The sequence below is a fragment of the Tenacibaculum sp. M341 genome (genome assembly GCF_004337695.1).
In the GTDB taxonomy this organism is placed as follows: domain Bacteria; phylum Bacteroidota; class Bacteroidia; order Flavobacteriales; family Flavobacteriaceae; genus Polaribacter.
Genome location: NZ_SJXJ01000009.1, coordinates 112,271 through 134,837, shown reverse-complemented (window position 1 = coordinate 134,837; position 22,567 = coordinate 112,271). Strand labels below are relative to the sequence as shown.

The 22,567-nt window shown below is 28.4% G+C and carries 22 protein-coding genes; 14 read left to right on the top strand and 8 right to left on the bottom strand.

Annotated elements, in window-relative coordinates; genetic code table 11:
• Positions 1–176: 176 nt before the first annotated feature.
• The gene (locus tag EYW44_RS11995; protein WP_132723906.1) at positions 177–1,343 is read left to right on the top strand and encodes a THUMP domain-containing class I SAM-dependent RNA methyltransferase; all 1,167 of its coding nucleotides are present in this window, start codon (positions 177–179) and stop codon (positions 1,341–1,343) included.
• Between the two features lie 14 nt (positions 1,344–1,357).
• Here EYW44_RS11995 and EYW44_RS11990 read toward each other — a convergent pair whose 3' ends face one another.
• On the bottom strand, positions 1,358–1,735 hold the full coding sequence (locus EYW44_RS11990) for a winged helix-turn-helix transcriptional regulator (RefSeq protein WP_132723905.1): 378 nt from the start codon (positions 1,733–1,735) through the stop codon (positions 1,358–1,360).
• 101 nt (positions 1,736–1,836) lie between these two features.
• On the opposite strand from EYW44_RS11990, the gene EYW44_RS11985 reads away from it, so the two are divergent.
• Positions 1,837–2,355 carry an NAD(P)H-dependent oxidoreductase gene (locus tag EYW44_RS11985; protein ID WP_132723904.1) on the top strand — a complete coding sequence of 173 codons (519 nt, stop codon included), beginning with the start codon at positions 1,837–1,839 and terminating at the stop codon, positions 2,353–2,355.
• A gap of 80 nt (positions 2,356–2,435) precedes the next feature.
• Here the strand turns inward: EYW44_RS11985 and EYW44_RS11980 are convergent, their stop codons facing one another.
• The 5 genes from EYW44_RS11980 to EYW44_RS11960 all read right to left on the bottom strand — a co-directional run bounded on the left by EYW44_RS11980 (position 2,436) and on the right by EYW44_RS11960 (position 7,133).
• The gene (locus EYW44_RS11980; protein ID WP_132723903.1) at positions 2,436–3,203 is read right to left on the bottom strand and encodes a pentapeptide repeat-containing protein; all 768 of its coding nucleotides are present in this window, start codon (positions 3,201–3,203) and stop codon (positions 2,436–2,438) included.
• 110 nt (positions 3,204–3,313) lie between these two features.
• On the bottom strand, positions 3,314–3,586 hold the full coding sequence (locus EYW44_RS11975; RefSeq protein WP_132723902.1) for an HU family DNA-binding protein: 273 nt from the start codon (positions 3,584–3,586) through the stop codon (positions 3,314–3,316).
• A gap of 184 nt (positions 3,587–3,770) precedes the next feature.
• Complete coding sequence (gene fmt / locus EYW44_RS11970; protein WP_207893776.1) at positions 3,771–4,715, bottom strand: methionyl-tRNA formyltransferase; 945 nt, start codon at positions 4,713–4,715, stop codon at positions 3,771–3,773.
• Positions 4,716–6,596, bottom strand: a complete 1,881-nt coding sequence (locus EYW44_RS11965) for a RecQ family ATP-dependent DNA helicase (RefSeq protein WP_132724004.1) — start codon at positions 6,594–6,596, stop codon at positions 4,716–4,718.
• A 6-nt stretch (positions 6,597–6,602) separates the two neighbouring features.
• On the bottom strand, positions 6,603–7,133 hold the full coding sequence (locus EYW44_RS11960) for an AAA family ATPase (protein ID WP_132723901.1): 531 nt from the start codon (positions 7,131–7,133) through the stop codon (positions 6,603–6,605).
• Positions 7,134–7,246: 113 nt separating this feature from the next.
• Here EYW44_RS11960 and EYW44_RS11955 point away from each other — a divergent pair, with 113 nt between their 5' ends.
• The 8 genes from EYW44_RS11955 to EYW44_RS11920 all read left to right on the top strand — a co-directional run bounded on the left by EYW44_RS11955 (position 7,247) and on the right by EYW44_RS11920 (position 17,741).
• Positions 7,247–7,528, top strand: coding sequence for a DUF493 family protein (locus EYW44_RS11955; protein ID WP_132723900.1), 282 nt, complete (start codon positions 7,247–7,249; stop codon positions 7,526–7,528).
• Positions 7,529–7,552: 24 nt separating this feature from the next.
• Positions 7,553–9,154, top strand: coding sequence for a peptidylprolyl isomerase (locus EYW44_RS11950; protein ID WP_132723899.1), 1,602 nt, complete (start codon positions 7,553–7,555; stop codon positions 9,152–9,154).
• Positions 9,155–9,172: 18 nt separating this feature from the next.
• Positions 9,173–10,045, top strand: a complete 873-nt coding sequence (locus EYW44_RS11945; protein ID WP_132723898.1) for a hypothetical protein — start codon at positions 9,173–9,175, stop codon at positions 10,043–10,045.
• The gene (locus tag EYW44_RS11940; protein ID WP_243643651.1) at positions 10,008–11,384 is read left to right on the top strand and encodes a peptidylprolyl isomerase; all 1,377 of its coding nucleotides are present in this window, start codon (positions 10,008–10,010) and stop codon (positions 11,382–11,384) included. The genes EYW44_RS11945 and EYW44_RS11940 overlap by 38 nt, the downstream gene beginning before the upstream one ends.
• Positions 11,384–12,337 (top strand): AAA family ATPase, encoded by a 954-nt coding sequence (locus EYW44_RS11935; protein WP_132723897.1) that lies wholly within the window; start codon positions 11,384–11,386, stop codon positions 12,335–12,337. Before EYW44_RS11940 ends, EYW44_RS11935 begins: the two co-directional genes overlap by 1 nt.
• A 323-nt stretch (positions 12,338–12,660) precedes the next feature.
• The gene (locus EYW44_RS11930) at positions 12,661–14,721 is read left to right on the top strand and encodes a hypothetical protein (RefSeq protein WP_132723896.1); all 2,061 of its coding nucleotides are present in this window, start codon (positions 12,661–12,663) and stop codon (positions 14,719–14,721) included.
• Positions 14,722–14,774: 53 nt separating this feature from the next.
• Positions 14,775–15,731, top strand: a complete 957-nt coding sequence (locus EYW44_RS11925; protein WP_132723895.1) for an expansin EXLX1 family cellulose-binding protein — start codon at positions 14,775–14,777, stop codon at positions 15,729–15,731.
• 312 nt (positions 15,732–16,043) lie between these two features.
• Entirely contained in the window at positions 16,044–17,741 is a 1,698-nt protein-coding gene (locus EYW44_RS11920) for a hypothetical protein (RefSeq protein ID WP_132723894.1), read from the top strand.
• Here EYW44_RS11920 and EYW44_RS11915 read toward each other — a convergent pair.
• Positions 17,728–18,672 (bottom strand): pentapeptide repeat-containing protein, encoded by a 945-nt coding sequence (locus EYW44_RS11915; protein ID WP_132723893.1) that lies wholly within the window; start codon positions 18,670–18,672, stop codon positions 17,728–17,730. The two genes, EYW44_RS11920 and EYW44_RS11915, sit on opposite strands and share 14 nt — an antisense overlap.
• A gap of 12 nt (positions 18,673–18,684) precedes the next feature.
• Positions 18,685–19,533 (bottom strand): peptide chain release factor N(5)-glutamine methyltransferase, encoded by an 849-nt coding sequence (gene prmC / locus EYW44_RS11910; RefSeq protein ID WP_132723892.1) that lies wholly within the window; start codon positions 19,531–19,533, stop codon positions 18,685–18,687.
• Positions 19,534–19,584: 51 nt separating this feature from the next.
• Between prmC and EYW44_RS11905 the strand changes: the two genes are divergently transcribed.
• The 4 genes from EYW44_RS11905 to EYW44_RS11890 are packed head-to-tail and all read left to right on the top strand — an operon-like array spanning position 19,585 to position 22,566.
• Positions 19,585–20,049, top strand: coding sequence for an LEA type 2 family protein (locus EYW44_RS11905; RefSeq protein WP_132723891.1), 465 nt, complete (start codon positions 19,585–19,587; stop codon positions 20,047–20,049).
• Positions 20,050–20,055: 6 nt separating this feature from the next.
• Complete coding sequence (gene ribD, locus EYW44_RS11900; protein ID WP_367180319.1) at positions 20,056–21,099, top strand: bifunctional diaminohydroxyphosphoribosylaminopyrimidine deaminase/5-amino-6-(5-phosphoribosylamino)uracil reductase RibD; 1,044 nt, start codon at positions 20,056–20,058, stop codon at positions 21,097–21,099.
• Positions 21,092–21,700 (top strand): HAD family hydrolase, encoded by a 609-nt coding sequence (locus tag EYW44_RS11895; RefSeq protein WP_132723890.1) that lies wholly within the window; start codon positions 21,092–21,094, stop codon positions 21,698–21,700. Before ribD ends, EYW44_RS11895 begins: the two co-directional genes overlap by 8 nt.
• Positions 21,700–22,566: a DMT family transporter gene (locus EYW44_RS11890; protein WP_132723889.1), complete on the top strand. Its 867-nt coding sequence runs from the start codon at positions 21,700–21,702 to the stop codon at positions 22,564–22,566. The genes EYW44_RS11895 and EYW44_RS11890 overlap by 1 nt, the downstream gene beginning before the upstream one ends.
• Position 22,567: the final 1 nt, after the last annotated feature.

The window sequence follows — 22,567 nt, the reverse complement described above, 5'->3', positions numbered from 1 at the left end:
AGTATTTTTTGTTACTCAGAAATACGATAATAAAACCCTTCGTTTTATTTATTAAATAAAAGGACATGACTAAAAAAGTCATGTCTTTTTTAATTTTTAGATGTCTTTATAATAAGCAATGTATTTAACTGAATAATGATATAGGTGGCTATTAGTATAAAGTGTATTTTTGCAGCATGGATAAAGATTTTAAAATGGTAGCTACTACCATAGCAGGTTTAGAAGGTGTTTTGGCTGATGAGCTTAGGAAACTAGGTGCTATGGAAGTAAAAGAAGCCATTAGAAGTGTATACTTCAAAGGAGATAAAGGTTTTATGTATAAGGCAAATATTGCACTAAGAACAGCAATAAGAATTTTAAAACCAATCAAAAGAAGTAAGGTTTTTGATGAAGAAGATTTATATGAGGCTATTCAGCGTATAAAATGGGAACGTATTATTGATGTTGATGGTACTTTTGCTATTGATGCTGTTGTGTATTCTAAAAACTTCACTTCTAATTCTCATTATATCTCTTTAAAATCTAAAGATGCGATTGCTGATTATTTTGTGCATAAATTTAAAAAGCGTCCGAATGTAGATATCAAAAAGCCAGATATTAAAGTCCATGTTCATATTCATAAAGAATGGCTTACTATTTCTTTAGATAGTTCGGGAGATTCTTTACATAAAAGAGGGTATAGAAGTGCAACGAATATTGCTCCTATCAATGAAGTTTTAGCAGCAGGTTTGGTATTGTTATCGGGTTATAAAGGTGAAGAAAACTTTATAGATCCTATGTGTGGATCAGGTACTTTACTGATAGAAGCTGCGATGGTTGCATGTAACATTCCGGCAAATATTAATAGAAAACATTTTGCTTTTGAAAATTGGAAAGATTTTGATGAAAATTTATATGATACTATAGAAGAGTCTTTATTAAAGAAAATACGAAATTCTCATTTTAAAATAATGGGATTTGATAAAGCTCCTTCAGCAGTAAATAAAGCCAAACAAAATATTATCAATGCAAATTTAGAGGAGTTTATAGGAGTACATCATGTAAATTTCTTTAATTCTAAAAAAGAAGTATTTGGTAAAACAACTATACTATTCAATCCACCGTACGGAGAGCGTTTAAATATCAATACAGAAGAATTCTACAGAAAAATAGGGGATACCTTAAAACATGGTTACCCTAATTCTACTGCTTGGGTTATTACTTCTGATATGAATGCTTTAAAGTTTGTAGGTTTAAAAACATCTAAGAGAATTCCTTTAAAGAATGGAGATTTAGATTGTAGATTTGTGAAATACGAACTTTATGAAGGAAGTAAAAAAATAAAGAAAGAAGGTAAGTTGTAATAGCTTACCTTTTTTTATTCCGTACATTTTAAGTCGATATCTAATACAATCTTTCGATGATTTAAACCCCATTTTACCATTGAATCTAATACAAATGTTATATTTTTTCCCGATTCAGTAAGTTCATATTCAATTAAAACAGGTCTGTTATTATGAACTTTTCTTTGAATAACTCCATTTATTTCTAAATCTTTTAGCTCTTTTGATAACATTCTAGGGGTTATTTTATCAATAGAGTTTTGAATATCTTTAAATCTTTTATTCCCATATAAAAGTGAACCAATGATGGGCATTTTCCATTTGCCACTTAATACATTTAGTGTGTCATTAATAGCTAAAACATAGCTTTTTGAGCATTTTTTTACCTCGGGATAATTGCGAATTAATTCCATATAATTAAAGTTTACTATACAAAAGTATAGTGCTTATTATTAGTAATTGACTATACTTTGTATAGCAAATTTAATAAATTTGATGAAAATAATATTTAATCATGAAGAAATTAGTAATTGTAACGCACCAAGATTTGTCAGCATCTGTGGTAAATAAAAATTGGATAAACGAACTTGAAAAACATTCAGATACCTTTGATGTTCATTCTTTATATACTAAATATCCAGATTTAAATTACGATGTTAAAAGTGAACAAGCATTAATAGAAAGTTATGATGAAATCATCTTTCAGTTTCCATTGCATTGGTTTAGTACACCGTTTGCATTAAAAAAATATATAGATCAAGTTTTTACTTACGGATGGTCTTTTGGTCCTGAAGGAGATAAAATACAAGGAAAAAAAATAGGATTTGCAATATCAACTGGTGGAGGAGAGGAAAATTATACAGCGCCTAAAGGAATTTCAATAAAAGAATTATTGAATGATTTTACCTTAACATTTAAGTTTTGTGGTGCCGAAATTACTAATTTTCATGTTTTTCATGGTGCAATGTTTGAACCAAGTCCATCAGGTTTAAGTTCAGATGCAGAAAAATATATTGCTAAGTTTAAAGGATAAGTTGAATAGTAATATTTATTAATACAAAAAGAGGTTTAGCTTTTACAACTAAACCTCTTTTTGTATTTCGTTTACCAAGTTTATTTTTGATAATATTTATTAAAACTTTTACCGTTAATCTCGGTATATTTTGAATCTATATCATAACTAACAGTCATGTTTTGAATATCAAAATCACCATTTACTTTAGTGTATTTAATGTTTAAATCTTCCTTAAATTTTACATTGTTTAAAGAAACTCCGTTTTTAAATTCAGTGTATTTAAAAGTAGCAGATTCTTCAAAAATTGAATTAGAAAAACTCACAAACGTTTTAAATACAGCATATTTAAACGTAGCTGGTTCAGCAAACTTAGTATTTTCAAAAGAAATATTTTGATTAAATACAGCATATTTAAAAGTATTGTCTTCTAAGAATTTACAACCTCTAAAATCTGCATCGCTTTTAAATTCTGAATATTTAAACATTGCTTTTTCTTCAAACGTACAATTCTTGAAAATAACATCGCTGTTAAAGTTAGAAACAAAGGTATATCCGCTATCTTCATCAGGAATGTAAGCTAGTACATCACTTTCAAAAGAACAATTTACAAACGATATTTTACTATCAATTTTCTTTTCAACTGTATTTGAACCTCCTTTATTCCACCATCGTTTTCTCTTAGGAAGAGTAGGCAATACATCATCCATATAAGTCATATCTAATACACCTTTAATAGTTGCATTACTTATATTGATGTTTTTACCAGCTTTAATGTCTTTTAAAATTTCAGCTGCTTCAATTGTTTTTTGAGCGTAGTTATTGGCAGTTAAAATTACAAGTGCTAAAAGTGTGAATATATTTTTCATGGTAATGTTTTTACTGATTTATTATAAAGACTGATCTTTTTTTTAAATGTTACAGTAAAAAAAAACACCCTATTAAATTAGGGTGTTTTATATAGAGATTTGGTGATGTCTTAGTTTACAGACTCGCTTAAACCAGCACCAGCCTTAAACTTTACTACGTTTTTAGCAGCAATAGTAATTTCTTTACCAGTTTGAGGGTTTCTTCCGTTTCTCGCAGCTCTTTGAGATACTGACCAAGTTCCCCAACCTACTAAAGCAACTTTATCTCCTTTTTTAAGAGCATTAGTTACGTTACTAGTTAAAGAATCTAATGCAGCTTTAGCAGCAGCTTTAGAAATTCCTGCGTCAGCAGCCATTGCGTCGATTAACTCAGACTTGTTCATAATTATAGATTTTAAAATTAATTAATAAATTATTTGCATAGAATGCTTAACAAATATAGATTTAATGCGGTATTGAGCAAGTTTCATTACCAAAAAACAAGCAATTTGTTGATAAGTTGCTAGTTTTTGTTAATAACGTGAAGAAAAATAGGGTTAAATCCCCCTATACCACGCTAATAAAGGGCTACAGAACTTTAGCCTCTTCATCAAACTTAAATCCGTTTAACAAACTAGTAGCATCTAACTTTTTCTTTCCAGAAAGTTTAATTTCGTCTATATGAAGAAAACCATCTATAGTAGCTATTTTTAAATCTTTTTTAGAAGTAATAATACTTCCAGTCTTATATTCATGTGTTGTAATCTCTTTACGTACCTTATATACTTTTGCAGCTATTTCTTCATCTCCATTTATAATTGTAGTCCATGCAGCAGGATATGGATTTAAACCTCTTATGTGATTATAAATATCATTAACAGATTTAGTCCAATCAATTTTGCAGTTATGAGGAAATAATTTAGGAGCCGATTTTTCTTCTAATTCAGGTTGCTTTTGAGTTGTAACATCTCCTGCCGCAATCAAATCGACAGTTTCAGTAACTAAATCTGCACCTAAGTACATTAATTTATCATGCAACTCACCTACAATCTCATCATCTTCAATAGCTATCTCTTTTTGTAAAATAATTTCACCGGTATCTATTTTCTCATCAATAAAGAAAGTAGTAACACCTGTTTTAGTTTCTCCATTAATAATAGCCCAGTTAATAGGTGCAGCTCCTCTATATTCAGGTAATAAAGAAGCGTGTAGGTTAAAAGTTCCGTATTCAGGCATTTTCCACACGACAGTTGGTAACATTCTAAATGCAACAACTATTTGCAAGTTTGCCTGTAAAGCTTCTAATTCTTCTAAAAAAGAAGGATTCTTTAAGTTAGTAGGTTGTAATATGGGAAGGTTTTGTGAAACTGCGTATTTTTTTACTGCAGATTCATTTAATTTTCGTCCCCTTCCTGCAGGCTTATCTGGTGCAGTAATTACACCTACTACATTATATTTTTGTTCAACAAGTTTTTTTAAAATGGTTACTGCAAAATCTGGAGTTCCCATAAAAACAATTCGAATGTCTTTCATTTATTTTAGATAATAAGTGTTATAGTTTGTCATTAATATTTCTTCTTCAGATAGCAGTTTACGCAAATGTATTAAAATGTCCTTTTCTTCATAAGGTATTTGTTCACATATTTCTCTCGAAGAAAGTTCTTTGTGTTGTTGTAATAATTTAATGATATAGTCAGCAATATTAACTTTATTGTATTTATTCTGAAGGCATACATCGCAAATGCCACATTTTTTTGCATCTTTTTGATCAAAATATTCTAAAAGTTGAACACTCCTACAAACCGTGTCATTTTTTAAAAACTGAAGTAAACTATAAAATTTTTCGTTTTTATATTTTAAATAGCTTTTAATACTCTTAGAAATTCGATGAATTGTAATGTCATCCTCTCTAGGCTGTAGGAAAAAGAGCTCACTATTTTTACTAAACTTTGCATACTTTATAATCTCTAGTTCATCAAGTTTTTCTAAGTAATAAATTACTTTTTGAGAAGTAATGTTTAGTTTTTTAGCAATATTAAACTCATTTATTTTTGCTGATTTTTCAAATACACCTTCGTAAATTCTCAATAAGGTATCAATGAAGAGTGTTTGACTTTTATGATTTCTCTTGTAATTTATAATCTCTGAATGAGAAGCTATAAACTGTATGGTAGATTTTTGTAAACTTTGATTGTTTAATTCAATAATTCCATAATTACTCAAAAGCTGTAATACATCGTAGGTTTTATTGGCTTTTACATTATATTTATGACAAAATTCGAGTAAATCAAAAGAGAATCCGCTTTCAATAAACTCTCCTTTAGCTATTTGAAAATGTTGATATAATTTTTGATGTATGAATTTTATTTCCTCAAGTGTAGGCTGATTTCTTTTGTGCATATCATCTGCTAACTGAATATCCCCTTTGTTGGTAAGGGTAACAGCAAAAGATTTTTGACCATTTCTTCCAGCTCTACCAGATTCTTGTGTGTAATTTTCTATAGAATTAGGAATGTTATAATGTACTACAATTTTTACATTTGATTTATCAATTCCCATTCCAAATGCATTGGTAGCAACCATAACCGGATTCGTTTCATCCATCCAATTATTATATGCTTGCTTCTTTTCAATAGTAGATAAACCACCATGATAAAATCCGCTTTTAAAACCATTGGCATTTAAATAATTAGAAATCTCTTTGGTTTTGGCTCTTGTATTCACATAAACAATAGCAGGAGCATGATTTTTCTTGAAGATTAAGCGTAATTTATAAAGCTTATCATCAGTATAAAATACTTGGTATGCTAAATTATCTCTTGAAAATGTTTTTTTGAATAATTGTGGTTTTTCAAGATTTAAATTATTGCAAATATCTTGTAAAACTTTGTTAGTCGCTGTGGCTGTTAACGCAATGATATTTTTGGGATTAATTTCTTTTAAAATATCTAATTGTGTGTAGGAAGGGCGAAAATCATGTCCCCATTCAGAAATACAATGTGCTTCATCTATTACAAAAAAAGAAATATCTAATTCTTTTAATTTTTGTTGAATAAATTTTGATTGTACCCTTTCTGGAGATAAGTATAAAAATTTGCACGAACTATATTTGACGTTATCAAATAAAGTAATAATTTCATTTTGAGGTGTTCCTGAAGGAATATGTAGCGCTTTTATATTCCTGTCGTTTAATTGTTTTACTTGATCTTCGATTAAGGCAACTAAAGGAGAAATTACGACACAAACCCCTTTCATTATTAAAGCAGGAACTTGAAAACAAATTGATTTTCCTCCACCAGTTGGTAACAACGCTACAGTATCATTACCTGATAGCAAACTATTAATAATATCTAATTGCTTAGACCTAAAAGATGTGTATCCCCAGTATTTTAATAAAATATCTTCAGGCTTCATCAAATTTTAAAGGGAATTCAATATAAACTCGCAACGCTTTTCAACATCTAGAAAAGGAACATTAATTATTTCATATCCTAATTCAGAATAAGCATCATATAAAAAAGTACTAATAATTTCAGCTTGTTCAAAAGTTTCGTAACGTTCGTTATCAGATGTGTAAATTTCTTTCCAAGGTAAAAATTGAAAAACCTTTGTGTATTTATAAGAATTACTTTTTTCTAAAAAAACATTAGGAAATTCAGTTTTAAAATATCTCATGTACGCATGTACACTTGGAATTCCTCTATCAAAAAAAACAATATTCTTTTTTGATTGTTCAGCATCTAAAAATTGTTTTTCTCTTCCTTCTAAAAGTTTGCGACTAAACAATATAGGGTCAGTTAAAAATAATTGCTCTATCCCTTGCTTTTGTGCTTCTCTGGTAACTTCTCTTGAAATTTCGGGCATACAATGAAACCCTTTTTGCTCTAAAAATTTTAAAACAGATGTTTTTCCTGTACCTGGACCTCCTATAAAAACAATTTTCTCTTGCATAGGGCAAAAATACTAGATTCGATGGTTATATATAATAAATAACGTAATTTTGTGTTCAATTTTTTAAAATTAGAGAGAATAAGTAGCTACTTATTTACGTTAAAAAGCAATGTATGCAAGATAGAGAAGCGTTTTATACGAACTTAAAACAAAAATTAGAAGAAACAACTGAGTTTCCTTCAACTTATTTGTATAAATTTATAGTCCCAACCACTAAAGATCAAATAAAGCAAGTTCAAGATTTGTTTACTGAAGGTGGAGCGGTAATTAACACTAGAAAATCGAGATCAGGTAAATACACAAGTGTTTCTATACATTTAAATGTGAAAAGCGCAGATGAAGTAATTTCATACTATAAAAACGCAGAACAAATTGAAGGTATAATCTCATTATAAATCAAATCAAAGACAAGTAAATCGATGAAAAGCAAATTATTTTTAATTATTTTTTTAGGACTAAGCTTAGTAGGCTTTGCTCAAGAAGATGAAGTGCTGTTAACTATTAACAAAGAACCTGTATACGCTTCAGAATTTAAAAGAGTCTATGAAAAAAACTTAGACCAAATTAAAGATGAAGAAAAAGAAATAGATAAAAATTTAGAGCTATTCATTAATTATAAACTTAAATTAATTGAAGCTTATCAATTAAAGTTAGATACAAACAAAACTTATTTAACTGAATTAAATTCATATAAGAATCAATTAATGGCTCCTTATTTATATGATAAAGATTTCAAAGCTCAATTACTAAAGCAAGCTTATGAAAGAACTAACGAAGAAGTTAGAGCAGGTCATATTTTAATAGCTTTTAAAAAGAAAGAATCGGATACGGTTGCTATGAAGCAAAAGTTAAACGATATCAAAAAAAGAATAGAAGCAGGAGAAGCATTTGATAAATTAGCGAAAGAGTTTTCTGATGATCCTTCAGCAAAAGTTAATGGAGGAGATTTAGGTTATTTTTCTGCTTTTAGAATGGTATATCAGTTTGAAGAAGCAGCTTACACAACAGAAATAGGCAAAGTATCAGCTCCTTTTAAAACTAGATTTGGATATCATATTTTAAAAGTTACAGATAAAAGAAAGTCTAGAGGAGAAGTAGAAGCATCTCATGTTTTAATAAGAGGAGATGAAACTAAAGCAAAGCAAAAAATAGATTCTTTATACGCTCAATTAAAAGCAGGTAAAATAAGTTTTGAAGATGTTGCTAAAGAATATTCAGAAGATAGAGCATCTGGTGCAAATGGAGGTAGGTTACCTAAATTTGGATCGGGAAGAATGGTATTGCCTTTTGAAAATGCTGTTTTTTCATTAAACAAAGAGGGAGAATATTCTGAGCCTTTTAAAACTAGATTTGGATGGCATATGGTTAAGTTGATAAAAAAGCATCCTGTAAAGCCTTTTGAAGAAATGAAAGAAGAGCTTCAAAGAAGAATAAGAACTACCAATAGAGAAAACTTATCAACTCAAAAATTAATAGACGATTTAAAAAAGAAGTATAATGTTACTGAAAATCAAAAAAATCGTTCTATTGTAAAGCAAACAAAGCAAGGTGGTTACACTAAAAAGCAAAATGAGTTAGAAGTACTTTCTATTGATGGAACATCTGTTAAATTAGCTTCTTTTGTTAAATTTATAGAAAATAAAAACTATTTAGGAATTGATGCTTTATGGGAAAAATTTAAAAATGAAAAAGTTTTAAATTATTACAAAGATCATTTACCTGAGTTGTATCCAGATTATAAAAACACATTACAAGAATATAAAGACGGTTTATTATTATTTGATTTAATGAAAATGAAGGTTTGGGATAAATCTCAAAACGATAAAGAAGCATTAGAATCTTATTTCAATAATAATAAAGCAAAGTATGATGGCGCTTTATTAGCAGACATCAAAGGAAAAGTAGTTAGCGATTATCAAAATCATATAGAGAATAAGTGGATTGATGATTTAAGAGCTGCCAATAAAATTAAAGTTCGTAAAAAAGTACTTAAAAAACTAAAAAAAGACTACGCTAACTAAACAAATCAAATAGTTTTCGTGAAATATAACATCACCTACATAACTGTATTTGTTTTACTATTCGTTTCTTGTGATAAAATTAGTTTTTTAAAAAAGAAAGATACAGTAGTAAGAGATGAGCCTATTATAGCTTCTGTAGGTGATGTTCATTTATATTTATCAGATTTAAAAGATGTCGTTCCAAAAAAAATACCAAGAAAGGATAGTATTATTTTGGTTAAAAGCTTCATTAATTCTTGGGCAAAAAAGCAACTTTTACTGCTAAAAGCTGAAAAGAATATTTCTTTGGTAAATAGCAACAGAATAGATTTATTAGTAAAAAACTACAAAGAAAGCTTATACATTAATGGTTATAAAGAGAACCTAATAAATCAACAATTGGATACTCTAATTTCAGAACAAGAAATTAAAGATTACTACACCAAGAATAAAGATAATTTTAGATTGAATGAAGAGTTACTTCAAATGAAGTTTATTTATTTTGGCAAAGATTTTTTAGATAAAAAAGAAGCTATTGAAAAATTTAAATCTGATGAAGAAGAAGATTTAGAAGCTTTAGAATATTTAACCATAAACTTTAAAGATTACAGTTTAAGAGATTCTACTTGGGTTACATATGATAAGTTTTTATTAAAAATTCCTCCATTCAGGTATTATTCTAAAGAAAAATTGTTAAAAAAATCAAAATTCATTCAAAAAGAAGATTCTTTAGGAGTATATTTGGTCGCTGTGAATAATGTTTTAAAAAGAAATGATGTAGCTCCTTTAAGTTATATCAAAAACAATATTAAACAACTTATATTACATAAACGTAAAATAGAATTAGTAAAAGAGATCGAAAAAACGTTGATTAATGATGCAATTAAAAACAATGAATTTAAAGAATATTAGTTTGTCTATAGTTTTTGGATTATTATCTATTTCAGGTATAGCCCAAGAAAACAAAATTGATGGAGTAGCAGTAGTAGTAGGAAAAAACATAGTATTAGACTCTGATATTGATAAATTCAAATTAGAAATAAAAGAACGTAGCGAAGGAAAGGTTACTATTTCTGATTGTGAAATGTTAGAGGAGTTAATGCAACAAAAATTACTAGCTCACCATGCAGTCATTGACAGTGTTACTGTTAGTCAGGCTGAAGTTGATGGAAAAGTAAATCAAACAATTCAATTTTTCGAAAGAGAGTACGGATCTAAAGATAAAATATTAGAAGTGTATGGTTTCAATGATATGGAAGATTTAAAGAAAGAACTTTTTAAAGTTCAAAAAGAAAATCTTTTAATTGAAAGAGAGCAGCAAAAAATAACAGAAAGTGTTGATGTAACTCCAGAAGAAGTTCGTTTGTATTTTAACGGATTAAAGGAAAAAAATGAATTACCTGAGTTTCCTGCAGAAGTTGAATTAGCTCAAATAGTAATGCACGCAGAGTCTACTAAAGAAGAGAACGAAAATGTAGTAGCAAAACTAAATAAAATCAAGGAAGAAGTTGAAGGTGGAGCAAGTTTTAAGTTAAAAGCAATTATAAATTCGGATGATCCTTCTGTAGCTCAAAATGGTGGTTTCTTAGGACCAATTACTAAAGACACGCCTTTCATTAAAGAGTTTAAGGAAGTTGCCTTTTCTTTAGATGAGGGACAAATATCTGAACCATTTAAAACAGATTTTGGATATCATATTATCTTATTAAATAAAATTAAAGGTCAAGCTCGTGAGGTTTCTCATGTTTTAATTCAGCCAGAAATTACTGACGAAAAATTAAAAGAAACAAAAGAAGAGTTAGAAAATTTAAAGAAAGACTTAATTGACGGAAAAATTACGTTTAATGAAGCCGTAAAAAAACATTCAGAAGATAAAGACACAAAAAATAACGGAGGTATTATTGTAAATCCATACACAGGAGAAAGTGCTTTTGATTTAACAAGAATGGATCCTGCTTTATACGGTAGAATTAACGAATTACAAAAAGGAGAATACTCTGATGTGTTTTATGATGAAACTAGAGGAGGAGAGAAAATGTACAAGTTAATCATAATGAGAAACAGAACAAATACTCACACTGCTGATTTAGTGTCAGATTACGTAAGAATTCAACAATTAGCTTTAGCAAAAAAGAAAGAAGAAACAGTTGCAAAATGGTCGAAAGAAAAAATACAAGAAACATACATTAAGCTTGGAGACGACCATAAGAAATGTTCTTTCAAAGCGAATTGGAAAAAAGAAAATCAATAATGTCAGACGTTACAGCAGTTAACAACTTAGTAAAAAAGTATTCTCAATTACAACAAGAAATAGGTAAAGTAATTATCGGTCAACAAGAGGCCGTTAATTTTACTCTATTGTCTATTTTTTGTGGTGGACATTCCTTATTAGTTGGAGTTCCTGGATTGGCTAAAACCTTGTTAGTAAATACAATTTCTAATGCTTTAGGTTTAAAGTTTAATAGAATACAATTCACCCCCGATTTAATGCCTTCTGATATACTAGGTAGTGAAATCTTAGACGAGACACGTAAATTTAAATTTATTAAAGGTCCGATTTTTTCAAACATTATTTTGGCTGATGAAATTAACAGAACTCCGCCAAAAACTCAAGCAGCTTTATTAGAAGCAATGCAAGAAAGATCGGTAACAATTGCAGGAAATCATTATAAACTTGATTTACCTTTTTTTGTATTAGCAACTCAAAACCCAATTGAACAAGAAGGAACTTATCCTTTACCAGAAGCTCAGTTAGATAGATTTATGTTTTCTATTTATTTAGATTACCCAAGTTTTGAGGAAGAAGTACAAGTTGTAAAAAGTACTACAAGTAATATTGAAAATAAAGTAAATTCATTATTCAGTGCAGAGGAAATCGTAGAAATTCAAAAATTAATACGTAAAATACCTGTTAACGATAATGTTATTGAGTATGCTGTATCTTTAGTTAGTAAAACTAGGCCAAATTCAGAATATGCTGCTGATTTAGTTAAAAAATATATTGATTGGGGAGCTGGACCAAGGGCTTCACAAAACTTAATTTTAGCAGCAAAAGCGCATGCTGCTGTAAATGGAAAATATTCACCAGATATTGAAGATGTTCAAGCGATAGCAATTCCTATTTTATCTCATAGAATAGTGAAAAATTATAAAGCAGAAGCTGAAGGTATTACTCTAAAAGAAATAATTACATCTTTGTTTTAAAGTAATTAAACATACAATTTTATAAAAAACCGAGTACAAAATGTACTCGGTTTTTTGTTTTTATAAAGTATGCCACTCTAAAAATTTTGTCTAGTTTATTATTGTCTGATTAATATATAAAAATATGAGTGTACATTAGGTATACATTATCATGAATTAAAGAAATGTTATAGTATTTAAATGTTTGGTTTTTATTTACTTATACTGATGTATACTTTTTGCACTACAAATGACTACTTTATGTACACTTAATCTGTAATGTTAGACTTTTACTATGATATAGTTTTGAAACTGAAAACTTAATTAATCAAAATTATTTAATCATGAAAAAAGTCAATTTTAAAAGTGCTATTTTAATGTTACTTTTTACTAGTGCTCTTAGTATAGGAGCTAGTAATTATGAAAAAGAAAAATCGATTAATGAAAAAGATAGAACAAAGTCAATAGATGACTTTGGTGCTAAAGAAATTAATGCAGCAAATCGTTTATGGACTGCATTTGGTAGTAATCCGAGTAAACCAGCAGTAATCCCTAGAAAGATTACAGGAGCTGATTTAGTAAATGTTGATAGGATTGCTGTAGATCGTAATCAAGCTTCGCTTCAAAATGCTATCAAACGTTTATTAACTGCTCCTAATAAAGATTGTAGTAATTGTTTAGGGAATGGAGGAGCGATAACATTTAAAAACAAAGGTGTTATAAAAATTAACTCTCTAATTACGTTACCACGACAATTTAAAGGTGGAGGAAATTTTCATGATAGAACTGTTGTAATTTTTGCTGATGGAATTACATTTGATGGTCAGAATAGAACCACTGTTTTCAAATTAGAGAATAATGTTAGGTTAATTATTCAAGGTGCAACTTTTAAAAATGCAAGATTTAGTAAAAACTTAGTCTCTGCTACTGAATTTAGAGATAGAGAAGGTAGTGGTGGTGGCGCCATATTGGTTAAAGGTAAAGCTTCTGTTAGAGCCCATGATTGTAGTTTTTTAGATAATAAAGTGGTTTATTCTAAAGGAATGGATACTCCTGGTGATGGAGGTGGAGAGAATTACGGAGGCGGTGCTATTCGTTTAGAGAATTTTAGTAATGGAGAAATTTTCAATTGTTATTTTAGAGGTAATGAAGGCTTTACTGGTGGAGCAATTGGAGGTACTAGTATTAATAGTTTAACTATAGTAAATAGCTTGTTTGAAGGTAATATTTCTACAGGTTATAAAGATTCAAGAGCATATGGTACTAGAAAATTTTATGTAAAAGAAGGTGGTGGAGCGCTTAGAGTTGATAGAACAATTAAAACGGTACAAATTCATGGTACTTCTTTTGTAGGAAACATGGCGAACACTAAAGTAACTACAGTGGAAGTTTTTGGACTGCCTGTAGCAGGAAAACCAAAACCAGCTTTAACATTAAACATAGATAACTGTATTTTTAAAAATAACGGTTACTATAAGTTTAAAGGCGAGCCTTTTAATAGGTTTCAAGATAGAGGAGGAGTATTATCTACTATGGTTTTTCATGCAGGATCAGGAACAGCAAAGATGAAAATGACAAATACTGTGTTTGATGGAAATGAAGTAGGACAAGCTAATGTTAGAATGATTAATAATTTCGATTTTAAGAATGTAACTTTTGCTAATACTAAGTTTTATAAAGATAAATATTCAAACTTTGATAAATCTGCTTTATGGTTACAAACAGTGAAAGGTAATAGTACTATTGATGGTTGTATTTTTTATAATAATAGATCTAATGGTAAAGAGTTAGATACTAAAATAGGATCTGAAATAGCGGGTTGGAATGCTCCATCTGCAAACAGAGTTGTTTTGAAAAATTCTATTTTTTATGGTGTCGGTGGAAACAGTCCATTAGTTGGAGTAGCAAAATCACCTTTTACCAGATTTAACAAATCAGGTTCGGGTAATAACATTTATTTTGTAAAAAACTATAATAATAGTAGAGAAAACTTAATGCCAGTAAGTAAAACTGGTGCTAGAAATGTTGATCCAAAATTAAGAATTGGTAGTGTATCTAAATATTATGCTAAAGCAAGAAAAACAATTCAAGCTGTAAATTATACTAGATCATCAAGTAGAAGTTCATTAGCAGCTAAATCAGCAATAATTGTAGAAAATTCATCTAAAGAAATTTCTAAAGATAATTTATTTCCTAATCCAGCAGCTGATATTATTACGTTAGAGGGAACACATATTAATGGATTAATAGTAGTTAAGAAAGGTTTATCACAAGAAGCTTCTTTAACTTTAAATAATTCATCAAAAAGTAATAGTGTAAGTTTAGATGTTTCTTCTCTAACATCAGGACAATTATATACTGTTTATGTAAACGGACGTTTGTTTAAAAGATTTATCAAAAAATAAAAATATAGAGGGGAGATTATTAAAATCTCCTCTTAATTTAATAACTATTTATTATGAAAAACTTACTACTAATATTAATTACGTTTCTGAGTTATTCGAGTTATGCACAATATAGAACAGGAGGAGCTGCAACCTTTTATGGAGGAGTAGATGGAGGTGCAGGAGGAAATTGTTCTATTCTAGTGAAAAAAGGAGATAAAATGCACTGTGCAATTAACGATGTTGATTATAAGAATTCAAATGCTTGTGGTGCATATGTTGAAGTAATTGGACCTAAAGGTAAAGTTGTACTTCAGGTAGTAGATCGTTGTCCTGAATGCCCTAAAAAGAAAGTTACAGTAAATGTTAATGGACAAAGAAAGAGATTACCTGTACACTTAGATTTAACTCAAGAAGCGTTTGCTAAAATAGGGAATCCTATTAATGGTGCCGAAGCTATTAAATGGAGATTTGTAGACAATCCTAATAAAAAACAAAAAATGAAACTTAGATTTAAGAGTGGATCTACAGTTTATTGGACAGGAGTACAGATTTATGATACTAAAAGTGGTGTTAAAAAAGTAGAATACTTAGCAAATAATAATAAGTGGAAAACGATGGTTAGACAACCGTATAATTTTTTCTTAGAGCCTGCTGGTGTAAAGGTGAATCCTGTACAGTTTAGAGTAACTTCTGTAAAAAATCAAGTTATTGTATTAAATAAAGTGAATATTTCAGGAGATGAAAACAAAGTTTTCTACACAGGAAAACAGTTTGGAGGAAGAGTAACTGTTAGAAGCTCTTTTACAAATGAAGATAATGAGCAATTAAGCAAAGCCATTTTTCCTAACCCAAGTAATAATATTGTACACTTAAATAAAGAAAAGCCTGTAAAATGGGTATTACTTAAAGGAAATACTAAAATTAAGTCAGGTTATTCTAAAAACATTGATTTAGAAGCTATTCCTTCAGGTAAATATTATGTAAAGTTTTTAAATGGGGATAAAACGCAAGTCTTAATAAAGAAATAAAATTGAGATTTAATCTGTGTTTTTATTTATATACAGCCTACTATTAGGCTGTATTTTTGTTGGTGTTAACATTGTATTTTTATTTTTAACATTTGTAACTTGTTGTGTACTAGTTTTTATTGTTTTTTGCAGCGTTTATTTACTCTTCTTATAATTAGATAAGTATAAACTAAAAGAATATTAGTGTAAATTGGTTTTACGTTTAAATATTACTTTGTTCAATTTTACCATAATGTATCATTGAATTTTACCCTTCAAATTATTAAAAAGTAAATAAAACAATGTATAACCACCTCCTATTATTTCTTTATTATGTGTACCTTATTATTAAAAGGGCTATCAATTCCCCTCAAAAAAGTAAAAACTTTATATGAACTTAAAAAATGTATTCTCTTAATTATTTTATTCTTAGCCAATATTACTTATTCACAGCATAATTTTAAGCTTGAAGAAGTAGTAGATAGTTTAATGCCTAAAACTATAGGCAGCTATGATGATTATTTACTGTTTAAAGATTTTCTTAAACAATCTGAAGAAAAAAAATATCATAAAGGCATCGTAAAAGCATATTCTGAAATTATATGGGATTATAAAAGTTTAGATAGCACATTATACCATGCTAAGAAGTTTGAGGCTTCAGAAAAAAAGTACAAGAATGATACTCTCTCTTGTAGATTTTATAAAAAACTAAGTTCTAGTTTACTCTATAACTTTCAATTTCCTCAATTGGCGTTGAACTACTATACAAAAGTACTGGAATTAAAAAGTTTTGATACTGTAGATGATACCTATGAAATTATTTCAAGTATTGCTAATTGTTATATTTATATGGAGCAGTACGATTTGGCTTTAAAAGAAATGAATAAGCTATTAAAAGAAGTAAAATGTAAAGATTATTTCTGTCGTGTAAGAACAAAATCAACTTTAGCATTAGCATATCAGTTTAAAGGAGATCATAAATCGAGTGATATATTATTAAATGAGATTTCTGATTTATCAATTAAAAATAATGACAGTGCTTTTTATGCTTATACCAAAATTTATAAAGCTTATAACTATTATCTAAAAAATGATTATCAAAAAACTATTGATTCGCTAAAAATAAATCAAGCTTTGATGTTAAAGTATTGGCCACATGGTGAAGCTACTTATTATGAGTTTTTAGGGCTAGCCTATGGGAAGCAACAGAAATATAATAAAGCCATATATGCAACTAAAAAAGCAATAACAGACTCACCTTTAACAGAACAGCCTGAGCTTTATAAGAAATTAGCAGAATATCATAAAGGAATAGCACAAAGCGATTCTTCATTATACTATTACAGCAAAAGAGATTTAATAACTGATAGTTTACGAAATATGGAGAAAAAAGTTTTTGCTAATTACTATAAAGTAGAGAATGAGAATATCAAAATAAAACAAAGCAATCAACAAAATGTACAAAAGTTGAACGATCAACAGTATTTTATAGTTGTACTAATTCTTTCTATCAGTTTCTTAGTTTTTTTGATGTATGCATACAAAGTAAGGTTTTCACGAGTTAGACTTCAGCTTCAAAATAGAATTACTTTTTTAAATAAGGTAGTTAAATCTAACGAGGAGAATTTATCTATACATTTATTAAAGCAAGAAAATAATTTAAAAGAATTACAAAGTATAAGAGAAAAAATAGAGCAGAAAGAAACACAATCTATTGTAGATTCAATAATCAAAAACTCTATAGAACAAGTAGATGAACTAAGTGAAATTAAGTTTAAAGAACATAGTTTAATGACGTATTTAAAAGAAACCTATCCTTCGTTATCAAAAACGAATATAATTCACTGTTTACTTGTAAAACAAGGTTTAACTATAAAACAATCCGCTAGTTTATTAAACGTAAGTATTAATACTGTTAAAACAGCACGATACAGAACTAAACTAAAATTAGATTTACCAAAAGATGTTACCTTATCTATGTTTTTAAAAGAGTTAGAAAACAATACAAAATGTAAGCTTACAAACCTTTAGAATCTTTTAATGTAGATCTATCAAAATTAGCGTTATCAGTATCTGTATTACTAAAATCAGCACCTGTTAGATTGGTTTTAACGATTCTTGCATTCGTTAAATCCGATCCAACAAAAATAGCATTCACCGCTTGTCCATTAGAAAACTGAGCTTTTATAAAATTAGCATCAGTTAAGTTAGCTTCATTTAAGTTTGCTTTATGTAACTCAGCATTTTCAAAAGTAGAATGCGATAAATTGATTCCTGATAAATACCTACCAGATAAGTTTGTGTTTTTAAAATAGCAATGCGAAAAATCTGCAGAAGCATATATTTCATCCAATTTACTACTTGGAATTCCAGCATTTACTAAGAATAATAAAAGTTGAGATCTTTCTGGACTATATAATTTTTCAGATAATTCACCATTATCTTCTAAAATATGATAAGGAGTTAAACTATGTGAAAGAGCTATAATTCTTGATTTAATGTTCCTATTAATATTACTACCATTTCTGCTAATAGCATCATAAATTCCAGCTAATTGGAAACTATAAGAACTTTTTCTAGATCCTTCTACTAAAGCATTTTGCGTTTCAATTAAATGATTTTGTTTTACTAAAACATATATAGATATTAATGAAGGTACTACAGAAAAAAGTAATAAAATAACACTTAATAAACGTACTCGTAAAAACCTTCTAACTAAAGAAGTTAATAAATTTGCAGATGTATTTGGTGATACTTTCTTTTCAGAATGGTATTCAGAAAACCAATCATTAAAATTCTTATTCAAAGAATTTCCTACAAATAATTTCCATGTCCAGGTAAGTGTATTCTTTTTTCGTTCTTCCTTTCGTTTCTTTTTAGAAGTAGCTTTATCTACAATACTTTTTAATTCTTCATTTTCTTTACGTAACGCTTCTAACTCACTGTTATTAATATCTTCCATAAATAATTTTGTTTAAAGAGTTGCTTTAATCATACGGTCATTACCAAACAAATCTTTTTTTAATTCAATGTTTTTAAATCCTTTTTCTAGTAGCATTTCTTTAGTTTCCTTTCCTAAGTATTGATTGATCTCAAAAAACAACAAACCATTTTCATTTAATTGGTCTTTAGCTACGTCAGCAATCCTACTGTAAAAAATTAAAGGATTATTATCTTCTACAAATAACGCTAAATGTGGCTCATTATTTAATACATTGTTTTTTATTTCTTTTTTTTCCAGTTCTCTTACATATGGAGGATTAGAAACAATAACATCAAAAGACTTTTCTAGCTTGTATTCGTTTAAAATATCATTCTGTATAAAAGTAACAAAAGCATTGTTTAAAATAGCATTATTTTTTGCCATTTCTATAGCTTTTTCAGAGATATCTATAGCATAAACATTTGAAGAAGGAATGGATTTCTCTAAAGAGATGGCAATACACCCTGATCCAGTTCCAATATCTAATATAGAGACCTTGTTGTTTGAATTGTTGACAGAATTAATAATCCATTCTACTAATTCTTCAGTTTCTGGTCTTGGAATTAATACATTAGAATTTACTTTAAAAGTAAAACCATAAAAAGAAGTTTCACCTAATATGTATTGTATTGGTTCTTCTTGCTGTAATTTGCTTAAAATAAGATGTAAATTCTGTAGTTTCTCTTCAGAAATTTCTAATTCATTCTTAGTAAACACATCCATCAAAGAGAGTCCTAATTCATGTTCAACAACTCTAAAAAAGAAGGCATCAATTTCTGTTTTAGGATATAGATCAGATAATTTACTGTTAAAATGTATTCTGAAGTCTTTTATATTCATGTTTTCGTTGTAAAAATACTACTTTTGAAATATCAAATTTATAGAAAACAAATGAAGAATTTAATTTATTTAGCGGGTATATTTTTTTTACTATCGGCATGTTCAGTTAGAAAAAAACCAACCTTTATTAAAGTAGATGATATTAAATTTGTATCGTTTAAAAATGACACTATTCGTTTGAAGGCTGGTGCCTATTTTAAAAATGAAAATGATATAGGAGGAAAACTTTCAACAGATGAAATTAAAGTGATTGTTAATGGAGAAGAAGTGGCTCAAGTGTCTTCTGAAGAATTCAAAGTTCCGGCTCAAAATGAGTTTAGCATTCCGTTAAGTGTAGTAATTCCTTCAAAAAAAGTTTTCGATAATAAAAAAGGTGGAATCTTAGGAGGGCTTTTAAACTCTGTATTAAATAATAATATTAAAGTGCAATTTAAAGGAGACATAAAGTATAAAGTTTTAGGTTTTTCTAGCACATATAGCGTAGATACTACTCAAGAATTAAAAATTAAATTTTAAAAATAATTGGAATCTACAATTCATAATAAATACATGCGTAGGTGTATTGAGCTTGCAGAAAGAGGCATTGGAACAGCAAGACCCAACCCATCAGTTGGAGCTGTAATTGTTCATAACAACAAAATAATAGGAGAGGGGTTTACAAGTGAATATGGAGGTCCGCATGCTGAAGTAAATGCAGTAAAATCAGTAAAAGATACTTCTTTACTAAAAGAAGCAACGATATATGTTACGTTAGAGCCGTGTTCTCATTTTGGAAAAACACCACCTTGTGCCAATATGATTGTTGACAACGGAATTCCTAATGTAGTAATAGGTACCGTAGATACAAATAGTTTGGTAGCTGGTAAAGGAATTAATATTCTTGAAAGTAATGGCTGTAATGTTACTATTGGTGTTTTAGAAGAAGAGTGTAAACAACAGCACAAACGTTTTTTTACTGTTCAAAATAAAAAAAGACCTTACATTATTTTAAAATGGGCACAAACGCAAGATAATTTTATAGCTCCAAAAGAAAAGTTAGAGAATAGACCAATTTGGATTTCTAATGAATTTTCCAAGCAATTAGTTCATAAATGGAGAAGTGAAGAACACGCAATTTTAGTAGGAACAAATACAGCTATAGATGATAATCCACTTTTAAATGTAAGATCGTGGTATGGTAATAATCCTGTAAGAATTGTTATTGATAAAAAATTAAAGCTTCAACATCATTTAAATATTTTTAATAAAGAAGTTAAAACAATTGTTATTACAGGAGAGAATAAGCCAAATGAAGATAATTTACTTTATGAAACAATTGATTTTACGAAAGATGTAGCTAGTCAAATTTGTGAAGTATTACAAAAAAATAAAATTCAATCAATTATCATTGAAGGAGGTACTCAAACTCTTCAAACATTTATTAATGCTAATTTGTGGGATGAAGCAAGAGTTTTTACTGGTGAAAATTCTTTTTTAGAAGGAATAAAAGCTCCTATATTAAATTTAGTACCTACTTTTGAACAAAAAATTCAGTCAGACATTTTAAGAACTTATATAAATGATTAAAAATATCGTTTTCGATTATGGTGATGTATTCATCAATTTAGACAAACAGGCTACTTATAAAGCTTTAGAAAAACTAGGAGTGAAAGAGATTAATGAAAAGATGATGCAGGTTTATTATAACTATGAAATGGGCTTGATGTCAACGGATGATTTTGTTAATTTTTTTCATGAAGAGTTTGGCATCGACAAACAAAATTTAATAGATGCTTGGAATGCCATTTTATTAGATTTTCCATTACATAGATTAGATTTTTTAAAAGAAATTGTAGCCTCTAATAAATATAGATTATTCTTATTAAGTAATACGAACGATTTACACATCAGTTGGATTCAAGAACATTGGGGAGAAGAGTTGTATAATGAGTTTAAAGATTGTTTTGAAAAGTTTTATTTATCTCATGAAATTAACTTGAGAAAGCCTAATGCAAATATTTATGAATTTGTATTGCAAGAAAATGGTTTAAAAGCTGAAGAAACTTATTTTATTGATGATACTGAAGAGAATACCATTTCAGCAAATAAATTAGGTATTAAAACGTGGAATATTAACCCAGCCACAGAAGACGTAGCGCAATTATTTCAACAACAAAATTTTAATTAATGATTTACTTAGTTTTAAGTATACTTATTTCTAGTAGTTTATATGTAATCTTTAAGTATTTTGAAATATTTAAAGTAGATACTTTTCAAGCAATTATATTTAATTATGCAGTAGCTTTTGGTATTGGTAATTTGTATTCAGATGTAAAAGTACCAATACAAGAAATTCCTTCTCAGCCATGGTTTTATGGAGCTATTGCTTTGGGATTTTTATTTATAACAATTTTTAACGTAATGGCGTTAACATCACAGAAAAACGGATTGTCAGTAGCGTCTGTGTCTGGTAGAATGTCTGTGGTTATTCCAATTACATTTGGAATAGTTTTATACAATGAATCGATAAATATTGTAAAAGTATTAGGTATTCTATTAGCTTTAGTAGCTGTATATTTAACTTCAGTTAAAAAAACGGATGGTAATAAAGAGTTTAAAATTTCATATTTATTATATCCAGTCATTTTATTTTTTGGCTCAGGAGCCATAGATACGCTATTAAAGTTTACAGAAATTAATTATGTTAAAGATAGTCATGTTTCTGTTTTTTCATCATCAATTTTTGGAATTGCATTTATACTAGGAATAGTATTTATGTTAGTACAAGTTTTTACTAAGAATATTTCATTCTCGTGGAGAAACATTGTTGCAGGAATTGTTTTAGGTATTCCTAATTTCTTTTCAATTGATTTTTTAATCAGAGCACTAAAAACAGAAGGTGTTGAGAGTTCTATATTATTTACTATTAATAATGTAAGTATTGTATTGTTAACAACTATTTTTGGATTGCTATTCTTTAAAGAGAAATTAGAAAATAGAAACTGGTTAGGCATTGGAGTTGCTGTAATTAGTATTCTATTAATAACATTATAAT